The 23393-nt window shown below is 51.6% G+C and carries 16 protein-coding genes; 4 read left to right on the top strand and 12 right to left on the bottom strand.

The window, feature by feature from the left end:
* Positions 1 to 283 precede the first annotated feature (283 nt).
* The 4 genes from KTH_RS08670 to KTH_RS08655 all read right to left on the bottom strand — a co-directional run bounded on the left by KTH_RS08670 (position 284) and on the right by KTH_RS08655 (position 4320).
* Positions 284 to 697, bottom strand: a complete 414-nt coding sequence (locus tag KTH_RS08670) for a nitroreductase family deazaflavin-dependent oxidoreductase (RefSeq protein ID WP_111323809.1) — start codon at positions 695 to 697, stop codon at positions 284 to 286.
* Between the two features lie 176 nt (positions 698 to 873).
* Positions 874 to 1470 carry a dihydrofolate reductase family protein gene (locus KTH_RS08665; protein ID WP_111323808.1) on the bottom strand — a complete coding sequence of 199 codons (597 nt, stop codon included), beginning with the start codon at positions 1468 to 1470 and terminating at the stop codon, positions 874 to 876.
* 339 nt (positions 1471 to 1809) lie between these two features.
* Entirely contained in the window at positions 1810 to 2484 is a 675-nt protein-coding gene (locus KTH_RS08660) for a helix-turn-helix domain-containing protein (protein ID WP_497617871.1), read from the bottom strand.
* 387 nt (positions 2485 to 2871) lie between these two features.
* Positions 2872 to 4320, bottom strand: a complete 1449-nt coding sequence (locus tag KTH_RS08655; protein ID WP_497617869.1) for a hypothetical protein — start codon at positions 4318 to 4320, stop codon at positions 2872 to 2874.
* Between the two features lie 99 nt (positions 4321 to 4419).
* Here KTH_RS08655 and KTH_RS08650 point away from each other — a divergent pair, with 99 nt between their 5' ends.
* Complete coding sequence (locus tag KTH_RS08650; protein ID WP_497617867.1) at positions 4420 to 4695, top strand: hypothetical protein; 276 nt, start codon at positions 4420 to 4422, stop codon at positions 4693 to 4695.
* Here KTH_RS08650 and KTH_RS08645 read toward each other — a convergent pair.
* From KTH_RS08645 to KTH_RS08635, 3 genes are read right to left on the bottom strand one after another with little or no spacing between them, the layout of a single operon-like run.
* On the bottom strand, positions 4692 to 5912 hold the full coding sequence (locus tag KTH_RS08645) for a hypothetical protein (RefSeq protein ID WP_497617865.1): 1221 nt from the start codon (positions 5910 to 5912) through the stop codon (positions 4692 to 4694). The genes KTH_RS08650 and KTH_RS08645 overlap by 4 nt on opposite strands.
* A gap of 2 nt (positions 5913 to 5914) precedes the next feature.
* Positions 5915 to 8929 carry a DEAD/DEAH box helicase gene (locus KTH_RS08640; protein WP_497617864.1) on the bottom strand — a complete coding sequence of 1005 codons (3015 nt, stop codon included), beginning with the start codon at positions 8927 to 8929 and terminating at the stop codon, positions 5915 to 5917.
* An 8-nt stretch (positions 8930 to 8937) separates the two neighbouring features.
* Positions 8938 to 10902 (bottom strand): caspase family protein, encoded by a 1965-nt coding sequence (locus KTH_RS08635; RefSeq protein ID WP_497617862.1) that lies wholly within the window; start codon positions 10900 to 10902, stop codon positions 8938 to 8940.
* A gap of 1071 nt (positions 10903 to 11973) precedes the next feature.
* On the opposite strand from KTH_RS08635, the gene grpE reads away from it, so the two are divergent.
* The 3 genes from grpE to KTH_RS08620 all read left to right on the top strand — a co-directional run bounded on the left by grpE (position 11974) and on the right by KTH_RS08620 (position 16503).
* The gene (grpE, locus tag KTH_RS08630) at positions 11974 to 12639 is read left to right on the top strand and encodes a nucleotide exchange factor GrpE (RefSeq protein ID WP_497617860.1); all 666 of its coding nucleotides are present in this window, start codon (positions 11974 to 11976) and stop codon (positions 12637 to 12639) included.
* A 60-nt stretch (positions 12640 to 12699) separates the two neighbouring features.
* Positions 12700 to 14361: an Hsp70 family protein gene (locus KTH_RS08625; protein WP_497617859.1), complete on the top strand. Its 1662-nt coding sequence runs from the start codon at positions 12700 to 12702 to the stop codon at positions 14359 to 14361.
* Between the two features lie 75 nt (positions 14362 to 14436).
* On the top strand, positions 14437 to 16503 hold the full coding sequence (locus tag KTH_RS08620) for an Hsp70 family protein (RefSeq protein WP_497617857.1): 2067 nt from the start codon (positions 14437 to 14439) through the stop codon (positions 16501 to 16503).
* Between the two features lie 111 nt (positions 16504 to 16614).
* On the opposite strand, the gene KTH_RS08615 is transcribed toward KTH_RS08620, so the two are convergent.
* The 5 genes from KTH_RS08615 to KTH_RS08595 form a co-directional block, all read right to left on the bottom strand.
* Entirely contained in the window at positions 16615 to 17394 is a 780-nt protein-coding gene (locus KTH_RS08615) for a hypothetical protein (protein ID WP_497617855.1), read from the bottom strand.
* A gap of 30 nt (positions 17395 to 17424) precedes the next feature.
* Complete coding sequence (locus KTH_RS08610; RefSeq protein WP_497617853.1) at positions 17425 to 18723, bottom strand: hypothetical protein; 1299 nt, start codon at positions 18721 to 18723, stop codon at positions 17425 to 17427.
* Between the two features lie 16 nt (positions 18724 to 18739).
* Positions 18740 to 19783 (bottom strand): hypothetical protein, encoded by a 1044-nt coding sequence (locus KTH_RS08605; protein ID WP_497617851.1) that lies wholly within the window; start codon positions 19781 to 19783, stop codon positions 18740 to 18742.
* Between the two features lie 137 nt (positions 19784 to 19920).
* The gene (locus KTH_RS08600) at positions 19921 to 21912 is read right to left on the bottom strand and encodes a GAP1-N2 domain-containing protein (protein WP_497617849.1); all 1992 of its coding nucleotides are present in this window, start codon (positions 21910 to 21912) and stop codon (positions 19921 to 19923) included.
* A gap of 57 nt (positions 21913 to 21969) precedes the next feature.
* Positions 21970 to 23103, bottom strand: a complete 1134-nt coding sequence (locus KTH_RS08595) for a TRAFAC clade GTPase domain-containing protein (RefSeq protein WP_497617848.1) — start codon at positions 23101 to 23103, stop codon at positions 21970 to 21972.
* Positions 23104 to 23393: the final 290 nt, after the last annotated feature.

The following is a 23393-nucleotide window of genomic DNA, read 5'->3' as shown; positions in this document are numbered from 1 at the left end:
CAGAATTTCCCTTAGATGCAATATCCACAAACAGAGTGGATATATGCTCTTTCCGTAGAGTACCCAATACAGATAAAAATGTCAATAGTTCAATAAGGCCTTTTTTTGAGTTCAAAAATACCGCAGAGAAAATACGGAAAAAGGCGAATCTCACTTTTGAGTATCCAAATGATACTATATGAAAGACGGAGGAGCGCACGGTGAGTAGCATTCGCAGAAATGAGGGGAGAGATGAGGAAATAGAAAGAGGCTGCCAACCTGCATGGATCAGCAGCCTGTTGCTCTACTGCTGTCGTTCGAGTACGAAAACCGGGATTTCGCGCGTTGTCTTCTCCTGATACTCAGCATAAGGGGGATAAATCGTCACTGCATGGGCGAAAGCGCGTTCTCGCTCTTCGCCGCTCAACAGGCGAGCTCGGGCAGGATAGGTTTCCGCTCCCACTTCGACGGTCACATCAGGATTCGCCAACATATTATGATACCAGAGCGGGTGTTTCGGGTCTCCGCCCTTCGAGGCAACCGCCAGATAGTGTTCTCCATAGGGGACAGACATCAAAGGGTAGATGCGCGGTTGTCCTGTTTTTGCCCCCTTCACCGTCACCAGGATCAGAGGATAGCCGTTCTGCTTCAGTTGCCCACCACTTTTCCGAAACTCCTCCACTACACCTTGATTGAACGTGACGAAATCGAAGTTCATACTCTTTTCTCTCCATTTCACAATCATAAATAGCGCCTAAAAGCGGCTATACATAGAAGAACAGAGCAGCGCGCAGCATTATTCCCTTCTCGACACACCCCTACTGAAAATGAAGCACATAGAAAGAGCAAGAGATAGGATACACACCGGTATATTGTGTGTATCCCACAAAACACTTAGAATGAGCTTATTTTGAGTTCGCCCACACGCCTGAAATTCGCAATCAGCACGCCACTCGGCGACGCTTGCGTCTCAACCAGCGTATAGGAAGTGGGCAGTGTCCCTTCCGCGAACAGGCGACGACCCGTCCCGAGCGTCACCGGGAAGATCTTGAGCCAGAATTCATCAATCAGGTCATGCTTCAACAACGTCTGAATCAGGTTGCCGCTCCCATGCACCTGTATGTCTGGTCCTTCTTCTTGCTTGAGCTGCTTGACTGCATCTACTACATCGCCCTTGAGAAAAACTGTGTTATTCCACTCATGCGATGTGAGCGTTGTTGAGGCAACATACTTTGTCTTTGAGTTGATACCGGGCCATTCATTCTCATGCTGAGGCCAATAGGATGCGAATATTTCAAAGGTCCTGCGCCCTAACAATAGATCAAATGGTTTGCTCAATTGCTCATCCATAGCCTTACCAACACCATCATCGAAGTAGGGCACACTCCACCCACCAAGCGTAAAGTCTCCGCTCGGGTCTTCGGTTGGCCCCCCAGGACCCTGCATGACGCCATCCAGCGAGAGGAATGAAAGGACAATAATCTTTCTCATCACATGTTCTCCTTTGATTGACACCCCACCCACTTCAAAGCGGGGAATTCTCCTTTCACCCGGCATACGTGTGCATTACCGCAGCACAACACCCGGAGAAACACGCTGTCCAGAAGCGCTTGGCAAGGAAGCTTTGTCGGTTCTTGCCTGCCCGACGGTACCGGCTCATGAAAGGGGAGCAGCTCCTGTCCCGTGCTTTCGCATTTTCTGGATCAGAGTGCGTAGATGCGTCATGCCTCCCCTGGCTCGTACCCGGAGCTTTCTGACGCATTTTCGTAAGCGTTTCTGTAGAGTATAACGTTATACAAGAGCGCCGTCTTGAACAAAAACGACAGCCTCTCACCTGCATACGTTCCCGCTCACCTGAGCAGGTGTACGCCCGACGAAACGCTTGAGAGAGCGCGTCAGGTGCGCTTGATCGGCATAGCCAGCCAGTTCCACAGTATCGAGAATAGAAACGCCGCGCTCAAGCAGCGCCTCCGCTTTGTGCGCCCGTTCGATCTGACGGACAGCACTCACTGTCAGCCCGGTAGCTCGTAAGAAGCGCCGCTGAACCGTCCGCAAGGAGTATTCTTTCAAGTGCCCCTGCAAAGCCGCGTCAACGATGGGATCGCGCACAAGCAAACCAGCACGCAGAAGCCTGTCGACAAACGTGTCAGCGTTATCATAGTCAGGGAACTGCCATGCAGCACCATACAACCAGAAGGATCGCTTTGTTGCAAGCGGTAGGATGACCTCTCCATCCAGGCGGTCGGTTGTGGGTAGAAGAGGCATAAAGGTACCTAGCGTAAATGTGATGCCAAGAAACTCGGCCTCTTCAGGACAGCAGGCCGTCGTCGCTCTCGTCTCTGGCCCTCGGACCGTAATGCTCATCGTGCCATGCTGTTTCATGATCACTATCTCCCACTGGCTCACGGCACGAGAGAGAAAGGTGCTGGCCTGTCCGCTTCGGCAGTGCCAGACCGTTTCAACAACAGGTGAATCAGAGGCTCTGTTCTCATCAAAGATAATCAAACGTACATCCCCGCTTTCGTCGCGAACGACATGATCTGCTCTGTGAGCTCGCTAGCAAGGCGAGCAGAACAAACAGTGGATCGTAAAGAGCATAGCATACAGACACGCGAAAAACTTCTCGTATCTTGCTCGTATCTTGCCTTCTCCCGTCACAGTGGGCGCGTTGACGCTGGCGGGAGAGCCAATAGAGCAAGCGACAAGAAGCTGCTTCGCCCCCTATTATATAAGCTCGATGGAATGCAAGAAATCGATCCTATCAGATTCGCTCCGCGTGGAGTACGCCGCCACGGGACTGCCTCTCCGCCTGAAGCCATGCATCGCATTTATAACACCCTGTACAAAAACTGTCAGCACCTATATGGGATACCCATTTCTACCACCATGAACTTATGTCAGCAAACAAAACTGGTCATATTTATCCTGGAGAATAGTGCTGGCAATTTCTCCCTGCCGCTTTTGCTCGATCATATCGATCACATCCATATCTTTGAGGAAAAGCACTACTCGTCTCTCTTGTCTGTAATCTTCAAGTAATTCCTCATAGTCCTTTATCCCCTGACGCGAAAGAAAGATCATGAAGTTTCCAAAGATCTCGTTGCGTAAATAGCGCAAGGTCCCGGTGATTTCGCTGTAGCACATCGGATGTTTATAGTTCTTGGCATCAAACAGGATCTGCTCAACCCCTCTCCGATACTTGAGTGTCCGCCAGAATTCAAGGATCGCCCCTTTATTGTTAATGATAAAATCTCTTCTTCGTTTCTTGTGAGAGGTCCCAACCTGCTGCCTGAGCTGAAAAGGACTGAACTCATCTTCGAAACAGAAGGTCAGTATGCGTTGAACCAGCCGCTCATATGCAGGCCCATCGCCGCTCGGCAGCCGTTTCAACTCCTGTATCAATTGGGCTCCCTTGTCTACCCGGGAACCTTTCGCACTGCCTGCTGTTCCATTGTGCGACAGGAGATCGGCCAGAGGAACACTACTATACTGTACCAGCTTCTTTTCAAGGGCCAGATCATTCATCCCCGAGGAATGCACTTCTCTCTGAAGCAGCGCGTTGACCTTACGAGCCGTCGCTATTGTCGGACTTTTCCTCAAGTGCTCGAAAAGCAAACGCCAGACATAGGTCATGTCTCGTCCATCAGTCTTATCTTTGAAGGAGACAAATTCCCAGTTCCATTGTTTATCCCAGAACAGCAAGCCGGGAAGCAACGAATACGCCTCAAACCCCGTGCGCTTCACGATATATGAGAACTCCATTACATCATATCCATTTTCTTCGCCGCATAACTGCGCCTGGCTAATATGGAGGTCATAGACATTATTGGAAAGCCCTTCCAACGCGTCCCAGTGCATCTTGATGTACGCCAGAAAGTCCGGATCCTGAGAGCTATACAGCGGATAGGCATGCAGGGGGATACTCTTATAGCGCGCAATTGGATCTTCTTTCGGTGGCGCTTTCCGCGATTGAAGATGGATCCCCTGCCGGGCCAGCATCTTGCGTAAGAAGTGTTGTAGCTGCTCGCTCTGGAGCACCTTCCAGTCACCAATAGAGGGGAACCCACTCTGCTGCACCTCCTGCACTTCTTTCTCGACACACTGGACGCACCAGTCTTCAAAGTCCATCTGAAAGCGCTTCTTACATATCATACTCAATTGATGTATAACACGCAGTATTTCAGCGTTTCCCTCAGGTGATCTATAGAGACGCACTTCCTGAATACCGAGGAGCAAACGACTTTTATAGATCATAATATCATCATACTGCGGATCATCAAGGCCCAATGCTTCCTGTAAACAGCGTAAACCCCGCTCATAGAGCGCGAATCGATCTTCCATCCTGGCACTCCTTTTACCCTATTGACTCAACAAAGCAAGAGATATATACTAAAAAGTGATGTTGACCTTTTTTTCTAGCAAAGCACTGTGAGGCATGCCATGTACGACCCTGATCATTTTGAGGAAGAGGAAGAAGCCCTCTTCGCCAGCACTGACTTCACCAAACCTCAGCCACCAAAAGGCTTGAGGCTCGTTCCAACTTTCCTGGTGAGCGACTTCATCGCCTGGCTGGACACCACGTATCCAGAGATCAAAAGTATTCATGACCTCAATGAGTACAACATTGAGCAGTTGATAGCTGCCTATGAGTGCGCGATCAATGCAAATACCGATTACACCGGCGAGGAATGGCTGCGCAGCTTGCAACGGCTTTAGAAAGCAGCATCGGGCTGTTTCTCTTCCCGCCTTGATAGCAGCTTTTGCAGCAACTTTACACCATCACCCTGTTTTTGCAGCCAGACGCGCAAATCATCCAGTTTTACCGGTTGCACATCGAGCAACTGCGACCAGCGCTGAAGCATCTCTTCCATGTAGGTGCAATCCAGCGTTTTCTTCTTTAAGAGTAGCATCGCTCGCTCAAAGATCGCCCGGCGCCGAAACGCTTCATTGTGACACCAGAGTTGCAAGAAGTAGCCCTGCTCTTTGTGAAAGGAGCCAATCGAGCGAAATGAAAACGTCGAAGAGCGAAACAGGGAATCCGGGAGCACCACACGCCATATCCCCTCAGGCGTCTGGCGTGGAGTGAGATAGGCCAGATCCTTGCTGATGAGCCAGCGCGTCCACAATTCGGCCAGCTTCGTTTCATGCTGCATCGCATGGAAGCTACGTCGTATTCTCTCGGTTTCATTTACCAGACGTTCAAAAAACGGGTCTCGCAGCTCTTTGACATGGGTATAGGCCAGATAGTACGACACGGCACGCCGCCTCGTCTCGATAATATACATCGGGAGATAGGCCAGTGTATTGCTGATGGCAGTCACACTGTGGATTGTGGAAGGCAGATTATACCGCCCACGATCCGGGTGGTGTTCCAGATCAGTCAACGCCTGCGCATCCCACGTAACGGGAAGCGAGAGCCGATAGAAGCGAAAGCCAATCGTAGAACCAGAGGCGAGCTGTCCAGCCTCTCTATCCGTCAGAACGCGCAACTTGTTCGTATAGTGCTCCTGAAGCAGCGGACGAGAGCAGATTCCATCAAAATACAGATACTGGCTTTTCTGCTGTCTGACTCGTTTCATGCCACTGCAAAAAGACTGAATGCCTGTCTCCGTTAAGATCCAGCGCCCACCCTCTACCTGCTTCACATGCTGAATCGTTTCAAGAAAGCGCAGGATCTTCAGCACGAGAGCAGAACTGAGGCCAAAGAAAGCAACCAGCTCTTCCACCGTCTGAAGCCGCGCCTCATACAGCCCTCTCACAAGAAAGCGCTCGATCAGAGCGTAGGGGCGCTTCTCATCTTCCTGTGCCGCAATCTCGACCATCCAGAGCGGGTAGAGCAGCCCGAAGGCGCGCACCGGTATGCCATCCATTTCCCGTAATGCATGTTCAATAGCGCGATCAATCTGATAGGGAAATGCTGCTTTTTGTTCCATTCCTACGGCCTCCTGTCCCGGATACGCTGTACGCATTGGTCGTATGAAAGCACTTCGCCATGGAGTTGTGCATGCTGATAAAACGCGTTCATCAACACCCGGAATGGCTCATTTTTCGCACGCCTCAACGTGGAGAAATCTCCGACCACAATAAGCTGCTCCTTCGCACGCGTCAGCGCGACATTGAGCCTGCGAAGCTCGGCCAGAAAACCGACGCGCCCCTGTGGGTTACTCCGTGTGAAGCCATAAATCACCTTCTCACACTCGCTTCCCTGAAAGGCATCAACCGTCGAGACGCGCTCTTCCCAGGGCAGCGCTGGTGCTTGCAACTGCCGCTGAAGCAGCTCGACGATACACTGCACCTGGGCCCGATATGGCACAATTACGATCCACGGCGTATTGCTTCGCTCATAGCAGCTCACCAGCGCCGCGATAATTCTGGCCTCAAGCAGATTACTATAGCCCTCCCCTCCCCAATCCTCAGATTGAGTCCTGGACAGCTCACGCAGCCCCTTCAGTGCCTCCGTGGTCGTATCAATGACAGCAAGCGGGCGAGAAAACAGCGGATCGTCATATGCAGCCCCGATGACTTTTTCACGCCGGGTCGTATACAACTTCCCTTCATAAAAATGCCGCGATGCGAAATCAGCGATGACTTGCGGCATGCGAAATTGATCTGTCAGGCGCACGAGGTGTCCATTTTGCTCGGCATCAGAGAACAACAGCTCGAAGGCGCTTTTTGTTACGATCTGCCTGATCATCTGCTGATCCATATGAGAGGGGAACTCCTCCGGCTCCTCTTGCTGCTCAAGTCCCTTCAGCCATTCCTGTGCTTCATTGCTCACAAATGGCGGTAACTGTTGATGATCACCCACCAGCACAGCGCGGTTCGCACGCGCCAGAGGGACAAGCAAATCCGTCAAACAGATCTGCCCGGCCTCATCCACAATGGCAACATCAAAGTCGAGATCCTCAAGCTTCTCGCGCGCCGCAACCCCGATACAGGTCGCCCCGATCACATCTGCATAGTGGATCAGTTCAGGTTCCAGTTGGGCGTGTGGCTGCTCCAAATGAGCGCGCCAGTCACGGAGCAACTTCGCTCGACGGCTGAAAAGCTCATAATACTGGTCGTACCAGGCAATATACTGCTGTATTGTTGATGAGGTTATCTCTTGTGGCATCTCTTCCGACACCATTCGATCGATGGTCCCATGCAACAAGCGTATGTTTCTTGTTCCTTTCTGCACTATCTCCGAATATATTTTCTCTATCTCCTGCATTTCCTCAAAAGCCGTGCGATATTCGCTATCTTCCCATAGTGCTTGCTGGAACTGCGCCAGTAGCTTGAGATATTCCTGCTGGAGGTCCTCATGTGCCGCTCTCGTCTCCTCATACTGAAGCTCTGTCGTGGCCAGCCGTTGCTGGCTGAGATTGACCAGCCAGACAAACAACCAGCCAAGCAGAAACAGGTGGATCCGCGCCGCGTATTGTTCCTCCGCCTGTTGGATCCGCTCTCGTCTCCGATCCAGCTTCTCCAACCGATGCTTGTATTTCTGTAGTTGCTTCTCGGTTGCCTCTAATTCCTCCTGAAATGGAAGTCCCACGCGATGCATCACGTTTTGCAGATGTTCCTGTGCGTCGAGCGCCTTTTGCTCATAGTGCTCCAACTGCTCGGCATACTGAAGCGCCTCATTACGCCAGTGGGTAATCTCAGCCTCGTACTTCAAAAAGCAGGAGAGATCAGCAAACAGTGGCGCTGTCTGTTTCAGAATTTCCGCCTGCATGGTTTTGGCCTTCGCATTGAGCAGCAAATGCTGTGTCTCGGCAGAGACGCGGTCCTCATGCCCCAGACGCACAACTTCAAGCGAGGCAGGCAAGCGACTCAGCACATTATCAACAGCCTTATGAGTGCGAGCAGCAACCAGCACCCGGGCTCTGGCCCTGGTACAATGGTATTGAATTATTTCGGTGATTGTGTGCGTTTTGCCCGTCCCAGGAGGACCGAGCACAAGAAGGATGTCGGGAACAGTCAGCGCCATTTGAAAAGCGACACCCTGTCCGGGATTCAGCTTCTTCGGATACTCAATTTGAGCCGGCTTGCAGGGCTGATACCGACGATGCACCAGCACATCGAGCAAATGCCGATTCCTGGCGGTCTGCTCCCTAAACATCTCGACGGCATTGCTCTGCGCACGAAAAATGCTGCGGTTCGGCACAATCTCAAATTCCCCCTGTGCGGGGATCCGTTCCCGGTTTATCGTCGTCTCAAACTTGAGCTTCAAGCGCTTGCCTTGAAGGGAGAGCACGCGCCCGCGCAGGTCAGGCACGCCCTTGATGCACAAGAGATAGCGTTCCTGCCAGATCTCAACAGGGTTGAGCAGGTGAAATTCGTAGATATCGTGCGCACCGCTCCGTTTCCCATCGGTCGAGGTCCATTTGACGTAGGAAATGCTCGAGGAGAGCGCGTATCTTGCCTGCTCCAGTTCATAAGTCCTTTCGATGATCGAAGAGAGAGCATCAAGATACCGCTGTTGGACAACACTGAGCGCTTCCCGGGGCTGCTGGTCTGTGCGCTGCCTCTGCCTGTCTCTCTCAAGCTCCTGCCATGCGCGCCAAATCTGCTCTTTGCAGTTGGTGCTTCCGGGAGGGAAGTGGATCAACTGCTCATACAACCGAAGCCGGGCCCCTCGAAGCAGCAGCACCCCATCCGCCAGCTTATCATAGGTGGGCAGGTCAATCGGCTCCATATGAGAGAGAATATAGCCATCCCCTTGCAGGCTTGGATAGAGCCCCACATAATAATCTGAGCCATATAGACGCAGCTCTTGCCCGCTTTCCCGCACATGGATGCTTGCCGGAATCCCCTGATCCCGGGCTCTCGCGTTCAACTCAGCAATTGCATCCCTGTCCGAAGGGAAATAGGGGAAACGCTCGTGCTGCTTCTGCCAGCGCACAAGCCAGTTTTTCGCAGGTGCAAGCGCAAGCTGAGTAGCAGCAAGAACACATAATCTGTTCATCGCTCTGCTCACCTCTTTGCTAACGTGCTTCTCAGTGCGGCAGCAAACCCTCCGATGGTACGCCAGCGATCCTTTGGCAATGGCGCAACCGCCCTCTGAATCGCCGGCACATACGAAGCTGGCAACACACTCATTGCCGCACTGGAGGTTGAGAACGGCTGCCCGGTTATCAGCGTATACAGAATTACCCCCAGTTGATAGATATCTGTCCGCAGCCCCGGTAAAGCGTATCCTAACGCGCTATAGCGCTGCTCTGGCGCCCTGATGGGCACCACCTCTTTCCCGGCACGAGGCCATTGTGCGGCAAGCCCAAAGTCACGCAGAACCGGGCGCTTCGTGTCACCATGCAGCAAAATGATAGTATCGGCGGTCAATGCCCGATGAGAACAGAGCTGATCGTGCAGGCGCGCCAGCATCTCGCAGATCGAGAGCATGCATCGCACCAGCGCAGTCGTCTCTAACAGTGTCAGTGACCCGCCCGAGCGCTCAAAAAGCTCCCTCAGCGTGGGACCAGTCCATGCCTCATACACCAGAGTGGGCGAACGCGAAGCGTCAAGGACCCCCTCTTCCAGCACCACACGCGGGAACTCCCGAAATTGTGCAAGCCGTTGCGCAAGACGCCATTCTTTCCTGACAATTTCCGCAAAAGAATTTGCGGCCTTTGTTTCTTCAAAAATAACTGCTTGCTTAAGAATAACTCTATTTCCCGACTTCTCATGGAGAGCCCGCGCAGTCCGCAGCATCGCACTCTCATCAGGAGCGGCCTGTTCCTGAACCGTCTTCGGATCCAGCACATAGGACTCACCACGCACAAGCACAGACTCGCATTCCTTCCAGGAGGTTGGAGAGGCAGGCACAGAGGAAGCGGGTTCGCCTGGCGTTGCTGGTTCAGCCTCAGTTGATCGCGCCTTCGGTACATGCTCATTCCGGTAATAGGTCACAATCATATCGCCGCATCCGCTAAGCTGGATGGTCGGCGTCTGCACCTCGTTGTTGTGCTCAGACCACGCCGCCAGACGATTGGTCACATGCTCGTTAATGTCGGTCACCGTCACGAAGCCCTTTCCCTCACGATCCGCCTTCCCTTGCAGGGCCTCGATCAGAAAATAGGTATAGACGCTGCACTGTTTCTCCTCCCAGACAAAGCTTCGTTGATGTTGTCCACATGAGGCCAGCACAGCCATCCCCTGCGCCCGCTCAAAAACACGCTTGAAAAACTTCGGATGCAACCCCTTCGCAGCCTTGCTCAAGAGTTTCACCCCCGCATGACAGGCATCGAGAATCATCAGCTTTGCTTTTGCTCGCGATGCTTTGAGGATATCTTCGAGCTGTGCGACTGGAACTGCCGTCTCGCTCAAGCGATTCTGCACGCTATCAGAAGTGATCAGATAGCCCTCATCATTTTCGAGATCACCATGTCCACTATAGTAGAAAAGGAGAAGATCATTTTCCTCGGCCTGTTCCGCGACACGCTTGACACAGGTCAGGATCGCCTCACGAGTCGGTGAGCGCTTTCCCGCATCGACCAGTGTTACAATACTTTTCTCGGTAAATCCGCTTCCATTCTCATAGAGCTGGCACGCGATCTTGCCCACGTCGGTAACACAGACAGGCAATGCGTCATATTTAGGCTCCTGATAGCGCCCGACGCCGACCAGGACCGCCCACCGCTTCCCGGTACCAAGCAACTGGTTGTTCGCAGACAATTGCTTTCCCTCCCGCTGTGAAGCATACGCCTCCTCACAGAGATCAGCAAATGGCACTCCGACTTTCTCCATTGAAAAGAGGTGCAATGCATACATAATCTGTGTCCGCTCTTTTCGGCTCTCCGGGTCATCACCAAATTTGAGAGCGTTTTCACGGTTCTCTCTCAACCTTGTTGCAAGAATATAGTACTCATCAGGTATTTGTGTATATCTTTCTTGCAATAGTTCGTTTAAGCGCCGGATGCCCTCTTCTGGACGAAAGCTCATGATACTCCTCCTGGCATAAGAGCGCATTCAGAAATCATTCGTTAGCTGCTTGATACCTTCAAAAGAAAAGAAGAGAATATCTAACATCCATCGTAAACATATATCTCCTTTATAATATGCAATGTATCATATTTCATTCCAGGAGTACAATATATATTTTGTGGAATATTCGTTCTATTGACAATTCTACCTCTTTTTAGGAGTAACTTCCTTTTTCTCTACACAAAATAATGGAACATGAATAGAAGAAATGAAACAAACATCTGGCAACAACAAGCTATCTTCCAGATACAACTGGCAACACCTGAAATATCCGCTAGAGACCTTTTGCCTCGGTGTCAGCCAACAAAACGCCAGTATGCCAATCACATCATCAAAACATGAACAGCTCGCATATAGAGAATGTACCGTTAATATTTGGTGCCACATCTTTTTCTTCAGAATATCCTGATGCAGCAGAAGAGAGAAGCAGACCTTTTTCTAAAGAAGACTCCTTCTTCCCTCTGCACATTTCTCCCTTCCTTCTTTACTTTCTCCTTTTCTTTCCTTATAATAGGGAAGAAATACAGAACATACGTTTCTACTAAACTTTTCAGGAGCAGATCGGCATGAGCACGGCTGCTTTTCTCGGAAGACAGATCAGCAACGACAGGCCTACCTGCACAAATACTGGAAGCGAGCAAGCATGAAAACCCTCTAACACCATCCACCGAGTCGCTCAATACAACGGGAGGATAACCTTCCAATAGGGCGTGATACGGCTCTACATCGCGACTCACCCATCACCGCATTCTTCTCATAACACTTCATGTTTTATTTGGATTAGGAAATCTATACAAAATAAGCAAGATATATTGACAGTATCGTTATGCAGGAATATACTAATAAATAGTGGTCAAGACCCATCTGCCAGCAGGGAACCTGTTCATGCCAGCATGTCTACATCACAGGAAATTCAAAGAGGTTCTCCTATCATCTTTTCTATAACATTTTTCTCGCTCTTTTCAGAGAGATCCTATCCCGTTGATAGAGCGGCGATAGCCAAACAAGCATGCAGAGGACGTAATTTGTATGGAAGAAATTGACGAGAAGTCCTACGTCTCCGAAACACCGCACAGCCCGGACGAGAGCGCCGATTTCAAAACGCAGGAACCCCAACCAGATGAACCTGAGGCAGCCAATCCCGGCGTAACCCCGGAGGACGATCAGGCTCCCGCCGCTCTGGCCGAGCACGTTCTTGCTCAGTTGCGCGACCTTCAGACGGAGATGCAAGGGCTCAGGAGAGACTTCGATACCAAGCTGAAATATGATGCCAGTAAAGGTCAGTTGATCGACAGCCTCCACAGCGAGTTACAGGATTATCGGGCCGGCCTGCATTTTAAAATTCTCCGCCCGCTTTTGCTCGACCTGATCGCTATGTACGATGACCTCTCCAGGCTGCTCGAAAGCCCGAACGTTCAGCAGGAACACGAGAGCGCTCTTCCTCTCTTTCACTCCTTCCTGGAATCCACCGAAGAGATTCTGCATCGGAATGGGGTTGAATCCTTCCAGCTCGATGAGCCGACGTTCGTCGCAAGCAAGCAGCGGGTCGTGAAAGTCATTCCCACTGCGGACCCTTCGCTCGATAAGCATATTGCACGCAGGGTGCGCAAAGGGTTCCTTTATGAAGAAAAAGTATTACGTCCTGAAATGGTAGATACGTACAAATTTGATGCATCCCTGCACACAGAAGTATAGCACGCACATGCCAGCACTGTGGGTTGCAAGAGGGTCGCACAAGAAACAAGGAGAGAGTTTGTGAAGGGTCAAGAGACAGTCTTTGGCATCGACTTAGGAACGACATATTCCTGTATCGCATATGTGGATGAGTACGGAAAAGCGGTGGTGATCCCGAATCGCGAGGGGGACCCTACAACTCCGTCAGTTGTCCAGTTCGCGGGAAGCGAGCGCATCGTAGGAAAAGAGGCGAAGAACAGCGCTGTGCTGGCCCCCGGTGAAGTGGTTGAGATGGTGAAACGGCAAATGGGAGACCCCCACTGGCGCTTCATCCACGAAGGTATTGAGTATAGCCCCGAGGAAATCTCTTCCTATATCTTACGGAAGCTGACAGATGACGCGTCCGAGTATCTCGGGCAGCCAGTGAAAGATGTCGTCATTACCTGCCCCGCCTATTTCGGTATTGCGCAGCGCGATGCAACCGCGAAAGCCGGTGAGCTTGCGGGCCTGAACGTGCGCGAGATCATTAACGAGCCGACCGCCGCTGCCATTATGTATGGCTTACAGGAAGAAGATAATAAGACCGTCCTGGTCTATGACCTGGGCGGAGGCACGTTCGATGTGACGGTGATTGATATCAAAGACAGCGCAATCACGGTTATCGCCACGGGGGGAGACCACAATCTTGGTGGGCGCAACTGGGATGAAGCCGTTGTGCAGTATCTCGCCGAGCAATGGAAGCAGCAGACCGGCTCTTCTGATGACCCGCTGAACTCTGAAGAAACCCTGCAAGATCTCTGGGGTAAGGCAGAAGATGCCAAGAAAACGCTCACTGCCCGCCAGGAAACAACGATTGCGATCGTGCATGCCGGACAACGTGAAAAGGTGGTTCTCTCGCGAGAGACATTCAATAATCTGACTGCCGATCTGCTTGAGCGCACCATTGACTTCACGAAAAGTTGCATGGATGAGGCCCGATCACGTGGGTATGGCCGCATTGACGAGATCCTCCTTGTTGGTGGCTCGACCCGTATGCCTCAGGTCGCACAACGGCTCACGGCTGAGTTCGATATTCATCAGCGCATCTTCGATCCTGATCAGGCAGTTGCCAAAGGGGCCGCGCTCTACGGCTATAAGCTGTTGCTCGGCGAGAAGATTAAGACCGCGATTGCCGATATGACGGGCACCGCCACCGAACAGGTCGACGTTGAGGCAGTCGATCAGACACTTGTGGATCAGGCAGTGCGTCAGGTCGCGGAGGAGCAGGGGCTTGTGCTGGGTTCCGCGAAAAAAGCACTGGACATGAAGGTGACCAATGTTGCAAGCCACAGCTTCGGCATTATCGCTATAGACCCTGCAACCAATCGAGAGGTCATCTCGAACATCGTGCTCGTCAATGACCCCCTGCCAGCGCTCAAAACGCGTTCCTATCGAACCGCAGAGGCGAATCAAGAAACGGTCGAACTCCAGGTAATCGAAAACACATACTCAACGGCAGTGGTTGACGATCCCTCCTTTGGCGAGGAAATTGGCAACGCCGTCCTGAATCTCCCGTATGGCCTCCCCCCAGGAGCCCGTATTGATGTCACATTTGAGCTTCAACGTGATGGACGCCTCCATATGACCGGGCGGCACCCGGATAGCAATTCCGTGATCGAGGTCGACATTCAGACCTCTCGCGGCATCTCAGAGGAGGAATTCCAGGAAGCGAAAAGCCGTGCGAAGAACGTGGTCATATCCTGAGCGCAACCTTCAGAGGGTCGATGGCTGGCCCTCTGAAGCCGTCCGATTTCGATGAGTGAAGACAAGGGGGACACTTTGGGCGCATTTGTTGGCATTGATTTAGGAACCACCTACTCCGTCGTCGCGTACGTCAACCCGCAGGGACGACCGGAGATCATCCCGAATGAGTTTGGAAAGGCCACCGTTCCTTCAGTGGTCGCCTTCGATGCTCACGGATACCTCGTCGGCGACGAAGCGAAAGAGCGACAGGCAACCGGTGATCCCGAGGTCGTCTCGTTCTTTAAGCGCAGTATGGGCGACCCGTACGCGCTCTATACCTTTGCCGGTCAGGATTATACCCCGACGACGCTTTCGGCGCTGGTCTTGAAACACCTGAAAGCGCAGGCAGAAAAACACCTCGGAGAGACAGTGACTGATGCTGTGATTACAGTCCCTGCGTACTTTACTCATAATCAACGGAAAGCAACCATTGAGGCTGGTGAGCAAGCAGGCCTTCACGTCCTGAAGGTCATCAGTGAGCCGACGGCTGCCGCGCTGGCTTATGGCTTACGTCCGGGCTCGGCGCAGCGAGAACAGCGGGTGCTGGTCTATGATCTGGGCGGTGGAACGTTTGACATCTCGCTCATCTCGATCTCAGCCAACGATCTGACCGTCTTAGCAACCGAGGGAGATCACAATCTTGGCGGCAAGGACTGGGACGACCGCCTGATTGCCTATCTGGAAGAGCAGTTTGTGCAGGAATTCGACAGCGAGTTCGTCGGCGATGATATCAATGAATTGCGCGTGCAGGCCGAGAAATTGAAGCATGCACTCTCTGTGCGTCAGAGCGCCGATATTCGTGTGCACGCCTCCGGTCATACAGGAACCTATACCGTCACCCGAGAACTGTTCGAGCAGCTTACCAGCGATTTAATGGAGCGCACCAGGCTGTTAACCGAGCGCGTTCTGGCAGAGCAAAAGATGCAGTGGAGCGATCTGGATGGCGTGCTCCCGGTCGGTGGCTCAACCCGCATGCCGATGGTCCACACCTTCATCAAGCAGATGTCGGGAAAGCCCGCAATGGGCGGCATCAACCCCGATGAGGCGGTAGCACTTGGCGCAGCGATTCAGGCTACGATGGAGATGGAGCAGCAGAACCAGACGGTGTACCTGCTCTCTGGCCGCAAACGCACCACCGACGTGATCGCTCACAGCCTGGGCATGATCGCCGTCAGCGAGGATCGCTCACGCTACCTCAACAGTATCTTGATTCGGAAGAACCTGCCAATCCCCACAGCGCAGACGCGCCCCTACAAAATGAAGCTTCGGCGCTCCGGTGATACACAACTGGAGGTCTTCCTGACTCAGGGAGAGAGCGACGATCCCCAACAATGTGTCTATCTGGGACGCTATGTCTTCGATCAGTTCCCATCGGTGCCGGGTGACGAAGTCACGCTGGATATCAGCTATGCGTATGATAAAAACGGCGTGGTCAATGTGTCGGCGATCGAGCGTTCGACGAGGACTCCGCTCCGGCTGGACATTCAAGAGGTCCCCGCCGATGTTCCCGCGCGCTTCCTCGAATCTCCAGACGCGCATACAGCCGCCAACCACGAGCACCTGACGATCTATCTCGCGTTCGACCTTTCCGGCAGTATGAGTGGAACGCCCCTCAGAGAGGCCCAGAGGGCTGCGGAGGCCTTTGTTCAGCAGTGCGATTTAACAACCACCTCCATCGGCTTGATCTCCTTTTCCGACACGGTGCTTGTCGAGCTCAACGCTACCCAGGATGAACGCCAGCTCTATCGTGCGATCCGCAACCTGCAAATTGGCCGCACTGGCTATTCTAACAAGGCTCACCCCTTCAAACACATCTACAGGCTCTTGAAAGATGTACGCGGGCTCCGCTATGCCATCGTGCTGGCTGATGGCGTTTGGATACACCAGAAGGCCGCGATACGGGAAGCGAAGCGTTGCCACAAAGAGCAGATAGAGGTGATCGCCGTCGGCTTTGGGGCCGCTGACGAGGCATTCCTGCAAGCAATCGCCTCTTCGACAGAACAGAGCCTCTTTACCGATCTCAACAGCCTGACGGAAACCTTCAGTACTATTGCCCAGGAAATCACAGAGAAACGCTCAGGCGGAAGCAACCTGTACCTCTAAATGTCCGGTGGAGTCCGTCGTTGTGTGGACTCCACGCTCTCCGCAAGCGTTGAGACGCATTCCCTTACAGGAAGCAGTCGAGTGGCTGCTTCCTGTTTTGCCGGCACCCGATCACCGATTGAAGAGGAAGACGTGCACCTCAACATCATCGGCGGACGAGTTTAAGTTGTAGAGCTCCCGATAGGAGGTCGCATTCTTCATCGGCGCGAAATTCTCTCGCCCCAGAGAAAGCAGCACGTCATACATTTTCCTGCTGATACTCTGGGCCCTCGATATGTCTCCGACCTCAGGAGCACCGCCATATGCAATGACCAGTCCGACCCGGTGATGAAGCGCCTGGATCTTTGTGCGTGCCTGCCGTTTGACGTCATTGATCACGCTCGAAGAGCCGTTCAGAAACCCATCGATGTCACTCAAATGCACATGGAATACCTGATAATGAAGGTCCAGCATAACCGGCGATAACGCGCACTTCCAGAAAACGGTAACCGGCTGTGCACTGCGAGATCCCTTAAAGGTAAAGGAGCCCGTCTGACAGGGAATATGATCAATGGTTATCTTCGCCGTATGCCCCGGAGAAAACGATCCCGAGCCGGGCGAGAAGGTAATAGCAGGGCTCATATCGTTGCTGCTCTCCCAGGTCATGTCTCCGATCGAGTCTATCGTTTCACTCAGCGAGACCGTACAGCGGTAGATATCATCTCCGCTAGGCTTGCAGTTCGGATTGCTCGGTTCCAGCACCGCGGGCGATACGGCAAGCTTCGGCGGCGGGATGATCTTTGGCGGAAGGCCGGGAATCGAGACTAGAAAGATGACCATCAGACCGAGCAGCAGATCAGCGAACAGCCAGCCGCTGAGCAGGACGGTATCCCGCGTCGCAAACTTATGCATGCAATTGTATCCTTTCTACAACAGACCCTGCTAAGGATTGCTCGGGGCAATCCCTGCCAGACGGCGTACAATATCATGCATATTGATGTTTACCGCGCTGATCTCGTTGTTCCACTCTTCCAGGAGTTCTATGGTTCTACCCATGCGTTCAGCGGCATCATAGATTCGGTTCGAGAGATCTTTTTGCTCTTCGTGCTCATCTCGCATCTTATCCAGATAATCAACATATTTCTTGTTGATCTCCTGAATGGTTTCGGCAAAATCGTCTGCTTGCTTGTTATTCTCCTGAAGCGTGGTCTCCAGCGTGCGCAGCGATTCCTGAAGATCCTTGCTCAACTGCTCATGTTGATCTGTAATCTGGGTCAGCGCCTTGATCTGTGCATCCAGCAACGAGATCACCTGCTGGCTATTGGTCGTCAGGATGCCTTGCTGTTGTGCTACCTGCTTGACCGGTTCAGAGAGCACCGTGATATCCCCTTGCAGGTGCTGTACAGCACCCGTCAGGCTGGTAAGGGTGCTCTGAAGCTGGCTCACCGAGGTAGAGACACCGGTCATGCTGGTCTGCAACTCGCCCTTGAACGTGCTGAACAGCTTCGTCTCTTCTTCCTGTCTGGTCGCCAACTTCGCAAGTGCGTCGCGCTCTTCCTGTATCTGTTTGACCAATTCACCCACCACTTGCTTAAATGAATCGATGGCTTGATCAAAGCGCGTCACAAAGTTGGTTGGCTGCGTCCAGTTTTTGGTAGTAAGACACAGACGCGCCCCGGCCAGTCCATGCATCAGCAGCCGCTCAAGTTTGTCTGCGTCCTCCTCCCTTTTCTGCCGACTCAACGAGGTGAGGTAAGCCGACACCACTGTGAGGATCACCACGCAGAACAGAATGATGAAATCAGCCGTGGCAATGGTCCCGAAAGCCTGTACTCCGTTCAGGCGCCCATCGAATCCCTGCTGCCAGAGCAGAATGAATGGGAGCGTGCTTTTCCGCTCATCTGCCTGTACCAGCTCTCCATACGCCGAAATAGCGCCCGAAATGCCGTACCATGTGATCATCAGTGGCACCAAAATGAGCACGTTTCGGATCATTTCAATCCAGCCCACAAAGCAGCCTTTCCCGCCATGCTCACGGAAATGGTGCACAATTGCAGGAATGTTTATGACCTGATGAATATCGCTGGCGGCCCAGGCATCGGAGTAACTGCCCCCGTCAACCGCATCAGCCAGCTCATTGAGCCGATCAGCCGCCAGTTCATCACTCTCTTTGACGATATTTGCAGCTTCTTCTAAATCGGCTCGTACAGCCTGTTTATCTAAGATATGAGGCGTAATCATTGCTTCTTACTCTCTCTTACAGGATTATATGACTATACCGCTGCTCAAGTGTTGTAAATTGAGACCCATTATATTTATTCATTACCACCTCAAAAAAGCGGAGGCGAAGAAAAAGATAAAGAACATCTTTGAGATCTGGATGTTCCACAGCAATAATTCCTCGGGCAGACCTTGAGGCTAGCCGCTTGATTTCTTTCTTTAGCTTGTTTTCTCGGAGGTTTTCATATTCTCCCTCAATCTTCAACTCGACCTCGTTCAGGTAAGATTCACGCAGCAGATCCTGATAAACTGCATTATGTACAGCAACTATCTGCCTTACCACCTGTTCCCGGTTATCCCTCAATCTATTCAAGCGTTTCTTTTCCTCATCCAGTAGTTTATACTCTTTTTCATTGTTTATCCTTGAGAGTTTAGCTTTTTCCTTCTCTATTTCTTTCAGCCGATACTCAATATAGATTTCTTTAAACTGCATTACCTTTTGTACCATTGCTTCATCAGCTTGGCCGGTAATCATTCCCCGGGATTGTTGCATAGGTTGTGAGTTCACCGCCTGTGGTTGCTGCACGGGTTGCGAACTCATCGTTCCCGGTTGTTGCAGCGCCTGAGATTGAGCAGGCTGTTTTTTGTCGACGCGATCGGGTGAAATGGCTTTTATGGAGCCTGTCACCTTCTTGAAAATGTTCGTGTACCAGCGCTTTTCAGGCTGATTCTTCCTTTGTGCTTCTCGTACACGGTGATAACACCCGATAGCGGCTTTATCTCCACGAAACAACTTGAAGATCTCAGCATCAAATTGCTGTAGATGGGTATCATCGAAGCGTAGCAACAAACATTCCATGATCGCTTCAACTTTTCTCCTGTACAAATCTGCATCTTTATTTACTTCTTGCGCATAGTTTGAAGCACATTGCGTAAATACCTGGAAACAACGTAACGTGACTTTTTCATGATAGCAATCTCCAAGATGGCACGCTAAATTATAGAGCATATCATAATGTTTCCCTTTTCCAGTGATATATGGGGCAAAAGACTCAACAGCGATACTTAAACGAGCTTGCATTTCTGACGTGTCCATCTGGATACCATACATGAGTATCTTATCATACAACCAGGATATATACTCTTTTTGCTCTAAGAGTTTATATTTCTTATATAATTTGATATCCTCCCCGATTCTATGCCTCAACGCCTCTGTGCTCACTGTATTCCATCTCGGATCGTAATTACTCTAAATTCCTCTAACAACTGTATCAACTTCGCATTCAGGAGTCGAGAGGAGACAAGCGTATTGAAAATATCTCTGTCTTTTTCATCGAGATATCTCCAATGATACAAAAAATTGCTATAGTATAAACAAAATATATGTTGTACTGATCGAAGACCTATAAACTGGAATAAAACGGCGGCATGCTTTTTCACTACTTCTACAGCCTGCTCATCGGTAAGCCTTGCGCAACTAAGCACCTCTTCCAGTTGCCGCTGATCGAGTGCTGGATCTTGTAAAATTGGAGTAAGGAAAAGATACTGATATTGAGGCGTTTTCTCCACAACATACTGAAAAAGGCGTAATACGGTTACGCGCTTCTCCGGTTGCGCCCAAAGCTCCCGTGTAGCCTGCAAAAACACAGGTGTATGTTCCATGATCAGGGTACCAAGAAAATTCGGGTATGAGAACGACGCTAGCAACTCCTTGAGCGTTACACACTGCCAGCTTTCAGGGAAACCATGCTTCAGAAACTCGTGAAAATCAATCCAATCGAAGGGCAGCCACGGTTTTATCTGATTGAGCGGAATATCCGCATGAAGATGCTTCCATCGCTGAAGCAGGTCGAGACGCGTTCCCCATCCGCAGTATTCCCGCGCCTGCAAACCATGCGCACTCAAGAAAGCAGAATGATGTTCCAGAAGCGCCCGCCACGGCTCTGCATTGCGTTCGGGAGGCGCAATGATGTCCAGCATCTGGAGTAACTGATACCAGTAAGCAGATGTACTGCGCCTCTCAAAGCATCTGCACGCATATCGCATGATATATCCAGCAAAATCATCAAGCGCTCCTTCCAATCTTTTTAAGCGCGCTTTACTTACGCCATACGACTGTTTCAGTTGCTTGATAGAAGTAGCAGGGTAACTTTGCCACCAGAGAGCGTCTTTCAGCGCCTCTTGAAGCAGATATACCTGCATTTCCGGCTGCTTCAGATAGTAACTGGCAAGATCGATATCGCTGAGCACTTTCAACACATCGTTGCGCGTCAGACTCTTCTTCTCTATAGAAACCGCAACACGGACAAAGTCCAGAAAGGCTTTTTTGTCCTGAACCTGGCTCTCCTGGGCAGCCAGCAGGATCGCTTCAAAGCGCGAAATATCGCCCTTGCGGAAACAGTCCTTCACGAGGTTTGCATAATCCGTAGCCTCTCCCGCCGGCAGCACAACAGGCGGCTTCCAGCAATTGATAGCAAAGCCCGCCTCGCTTCGATAGGTTTGCGGAAAGGCGCGAGGGAGCTCTTCCGGTGTCGCCGCATCCGTGCCAATGATCAGCGCCGGCGACGCAGCAATATCGGTCTCGTAGGTACTGAACGTGAGGTCCTGCTGCAACAAGAACGGAAGGCTTTGTGTGAGCCCAAAAATAAGCGTTGCCACCTGCTCATCACGTGCCGCAATATAGATCTTCTGCGACTCCTTCAACGAGAAAAAGGCATAGATGAGCGAGGGTAAATAGTCCACCACGTCAAGGATCCGCTCCTGCGTGAGCTCCCCTTGAGCCACAATACTCAATTCCTCATCAAGCTGCGGAAGTTCGGTCGAGGTATGCCCTTCCGGCTCGGCTGTTTGCCAGAAAGGCGATCCCCAGAGCTCAATAATGGCATTGGCCGGAAAGGTCTCAGGAACTCCCGCGAGCAGATGACAAAAGAAGACACCAGGCCGCCCGTAGCCATCTTTCCCCACATACGCTTTATGCACAATGATTCGCTGGTTATCCGCATTCAGCCAGGCCAGACAGCGAGGAGTATTTGTCAGATCTGCATTATAATGATCCACACCCGGCGGAAGCTCATAGCGCAAGTATTTATCTAATTGCCGGACATGCATGTCTCGCGTATTCGCAAGCCCGGCGGAAGCAGCCCTGATCTGAAAACCAGCCGCTCCACCCAGACCGATAGTTGACCATGTATACCATAATTGTTCAATCATAAACATCTACTCTCTGGCTGAAGATAGAAACACTCCCCACAAAGTGGATCTATAAAACTAGCTCGCCTGAATAATGCCAAGTTTCCACATGCACCAGAGGAGCGGATCCAGGCAGCGCTTGGGCTCAATGACCGGGAAGCGCCCTGTTGCGTCAGGCGGGAAGCCCGTCGCGGAGACAGCGAAGTACGACACATTCTTAAAGGCCTCACTCGTCTCCACAAGCGTGTAATCCCCATACTTTTGCAGCATGTACCGCACCTCGCCATTTATTTTCTCAAAATCGTTGCTGTTGATCGCATTCGTATACACGCTATCCTGGAGAAAGAACGGCTCCTGGCGCTCTTTCTTCATCACGTATTTGAGCAAGTCTGACTTTGAAACGGTGATCGCGATCGGGGTCTTGATCTTGCGCTGCGGGTTTATGGCATGCGCGATTCGGAATGTATGGATCACGCGATTCAAAACCTCGGTTGAGCTTCGTTCGCGCAGAATCCGGGGCTGCATACTTTTGGGCAGCTCTTTCACGATATTGGGCATCGTCAACGGATCAGCCAGAAAGATGATCGCAGAGGCGAAAGCGATATACGAACTATACTGCACCATTCGATCCTGCTGCACGATATCTTCGCCCGAGGAATCGTAAAAGAGCAGATTGACGCTCTTTGGCGGGAAGAGCGTGGAACTCTGGCGATACACCAGTTCATATACCAGCGGCGTATTCGCTTTCGTGGCCGGTTGCGTTGGCGGAATCTGCTGGCGATTCACAAAGACGGGCCGGTAAAACCTGCTGTTAAAATCATCGTCGGCGGAATCCAGACCGATAATCTGGCTACAGCCTGTCACCTGAAGGCCATACTTCTTCAGTTGATCGATGCAGGCCGCGATATAGTGACTTTTGCCCGCCGAGACGTCCCCGACAATCGCGATGGTATAGTTGCGGGTGCGCTCAAAGTTATACGGGAAGTAATGCCCACAATCCGGGCAGCGCCGCCTTGCCTGCTTCAGCGCATACTTCGAGCCAACGAGCGGAGGCACATAGAGCCGGGCCCAAAAGCTATTCTTCTTCTCCCGCAGCGGGTCGCCGCCTGTTGTCACGGTAGCATCAATCTGGCAAGTTCCCGGGTAAAACTCCGTTCCACAGGCAGGGCATGTGTACTTGCGGAAGGGATTCATAAAAGGATTTATCAGCATACGATCTGACTTTCTTGCCTCTCTATTCTAGCTTCTCTCTTCCGGGCTCAGAATGCAGGTTCGCCCTGAGTTTTCTCTATTTCAACTATTCCTGTATCCACCTGCTTCTTGCAAATGTATAAATACTGATTCGTTGTTCATAAAGAGTTCTCAATAGCAAGAATATCCTATATTTCAAGAAATGCGAGTTGACAGAACTGCTTTACTGAAATACAATCTTATTAGCCATTACTCATCAACCTTTTCTTACTTTGCAGGTTTAAGCGAACTGCCGATCCAATCAACTCCGT

The organism is Thermosporothrix sp. COM3 (genome assembly GCF_059696735.1).
The sequence above is the reverse complement of the archived record's forward strand: the minus strand, read 5'-3'. Positions and strand labels throughout refer to the sequence as shown.

What these genes read in the sequence shown, in the direction of transcription:
- KTH_RS08670 (WP_111323809.1), bottom strand. Translation starts at nt 697, where the DNA reads ATGAACTTCGATTTCGTCACGTTCAATCAAGGTGTAGTGGAGGAGTTT.
- KTH_RS08665 (WP_111323808.1), bottom strand. Translation starts at nt 1,470, where the DNA reads ATGAGAAAGATTATTGTCCTTTCATTCCTCTCGCTGGATGGCGTCATG.
- KTH_RS08655 (WP_497617869.1), bottom strand. Translation starts at nt 4,320, where the DNA reads ATGGAAGATCGATTCGCGCTCTATGAGCGGGGTTTACGCTGTTTACAG.
- KTH_RS08650 (WP_497617867.1), top strand. Translation starts at nt 4,420, where the DNA reads ATGTACGACCCTGATCATTTTGAGGAAGAGGAAGAAGCCCTCTTCGCC.
- KTH_RS08645 (WP_497617865.1), bottom strand. Translation starts at nt 5,912, where the DNA reads ATGGAACAAAAAGCAGCATTTCCCTATCAGATTGATCGCGCTATTGAA.
- KTH_RS08640 (WP_497617864.1), bottom strand. Translation starts at nt 8,929, where the DNA reads ATGAACAGATTATGTGTTCTTGCTGCTACTCAGCTTGCGCTTGCACCT.
- KTH_RS08635 (WP_497617862.1), bottom strand. Translation starts at nt 10,902, where the DNA reads ATGAGCTTTCGTCCAGAAGAGGGCATCCGGCGCTTAAACGAACTATTG.
- grpE (WP_497617860.1), top strand. Translation starts at nt 11,974, where the DNA reads ATGGAAGAAATTGACGAGAAGTCCTACGTCTCCGAAACACCGCACAGC.
- KTH_RS08615 (WP_497617855.1), bottom strand. Translation starts at nt 17,394, where the DNA reads ATGCATAAGTTTGCGACGCGGGATACCGTCCTGCTCAGCGGCTGGCTG.
- KTH_RS08610 (WP_497617853.1), bottom strand. Translation starts at nt 18,723, where the DNA reads ATGATTACGCCTCATATCTTAGATAAACAGGCTGTACGAGCCGATTTA.
- KTH_RS08605 (WP_497617851.1), bottom strand. Translation starts at nt 19,783, where the DNA reads ATGCAAGCTCGTTTAAGTATCGCTGTTGAGTCTTTTGCCCCATATATC.
- KTH_RS08600 (WP_497617849.1), bottom strand. Translation starts at nt 21,912, where the DNA reads ATGATTGAACAATTATGGTATACATGGTCAACTATCGGTCTGGGTGGA.
- KTH_RS08595 (WP_497617848.1), bottom strand. Translation starts at nt 23,103, where the DNA reads ATGCTGATAAATCCTTTTATGAATCCCTTCCGCAAGTACACATGCCCT.